Origin of the sequence: Methylobacterium sp. J-030, from assembly GCF_022829545.1 — a bacterium.
Taxonomy (GTDB): domain Bacteria; phylum Pseudomonadota; class Alphaproteobacteria; order Rhizobiales; family Beijerinckiaceae; genus Methylobacterium.
The window spans coordinates 1-1,622 of the sequence record NZ_JAKSYM010000251.1 but is presented as its reverse complement, the minus strand read 5'-3'; the positions used below and the strand labels follow the sequence as shown (position 1 = coordinate 1,622).

The 1,622-nt window shown below is 70.6% G+C and carries 1 protein-coding gene; it reads left to right on the top strand.

The window, feature by feature from the left end:
* The coding region (gene dxs / locus MKK75_RS18580) for a 1-deoxy-D-xylulose-5-phosphate synthase (protein WP_409567591.1) at positions 1–1,622 on the top strand (1,622 nt) is incomplete at both ends.

Below are 1,622 nucleotides of genomic sequence, written 5' to 3'. Positions count from 1 at the left end.
CCGAACCCGGCCGCGCTGCGGCGTCTTTCCGAATCGGAGCTGCCGGCGGTGGCGGAGGCGGTGCGCGCCGAGATGATCGACGCGGTCTCGATCACCGGCGGCCATCTCGGCTCGGGGCTCGGCGTGGTCGAGCTGACGGTGGCGCTGCACCACGTGTTCGACACCCCCGACGACCGCATCGTCTGGGACGTCGGCCACCAGTGCTACCCGCACAAGATCCTCACCGAGCGCCGCGACCGCATCCGCACCCTGCGCCAGGGCGGCGGCCTGTCGGGCTTCACCAAGCGCGCCGAGAGCGTCTACGATCCCTTCGGCGCGGCCCATTCCTCCACCTCGATCTCGGCCGCGCTCGGCATGGCGGTTGCCCGCGACCTCGACAACGCCGCCGCCAAGCAGAAGAACCGCCCGCTCAAGCGCCGCAACGCCATCGCGGTGATCGGCGACGGCTCGATGTCGGCCGGCATGGCCTACGAGGCCATGAACAATGCCGGCGCCCTGCACTCGCGCCTGATCGTCATCCTCAACGACAACGACATGTCGATCGCCCCGCCGGTCGGCGCCATGTCGGGCTACCTGGCCCGGCTGGCCTCGGGGGGCACCTACCAATCCCTGCGCGAGACCGCCAAGCAGCTCGGCAAGCTTTTGCCGAAGGCGCTCTACCAGCGCGCGGCCGCGGCCGAGGAATATGCCCGCTCGCTGGTGGTCGGCGGCGGCACGATGTTCGAGGAGATGGGCTTCCACTATGTCGGCCCCGTGGACGGGCACAACCTCGACCAGCTGCTGCCGGTCCTGAAGAACGTGCGCGACGCCGAGCACGGCCCGATCCTGCTGCACGTCGTGACGCAGAAGGGCAAGGGCTACGCCCCGGCCGAGGCCTCGGCCGACCGCTACCACGGGGTGGTGAAGTTCGACGTGGTCTCGGGCGTGCAGGCCAAGGCCAAGCCGAACGCGCCGGCCTACACCCGGGTGTTCGGCGAGAGCCTGATCAAGGCGGCGGATGCCGACGACAAGGTGGTGGCGATCACGGCCGCGATGCCGGGCGGCACGGGCATCGACCTGTTCGGCAAGGCGCATCCGGACAAGACGTTCGACGTGGGCATCGCCGAGCAGCACGCGGTGACGTTCGCGGGGGGGCTTGCGACGGAGGGCTACCGTCCGTTCGTGGCGATCTACTCGACGTTCCTGCAGCGGGCCTACGACCAGGTGGTGCACGACGTGGCTTTGCAGAACCTGCCCGTGCGGTTCTGCCTGGACCGGGCGGGTCTGGTCGGGGCGGACGGGGCGACGCATGCGGGGGCGTTCGATCTGGCGTATCTGTGCTGCCTGCCGAACATGACGGTGATGGCGGCCTCGGATGAAGCCGAGCTGGTGCACATGGTGGCGACGGCCCACGCGCATGATTCTGGGCCGATCGCGCTGCGCTACCCGCGCGGCGAGGGGGTTGGGGTGGAGCTGCCGGAGCGGGGCGATGTCCTGGCCGTGGGCAAGGGCCGGGTGGTGCGGGCGGACGCGGAGGCGCGGGTGGCGATCCTGTCGCTCGGCACGCGTCTGGCGGAGGGGCTGAAGGCGGCCGATACGCTGGCGGATCAGGGCATCGCGGTGACGGTTGCGGATGCGCGGTT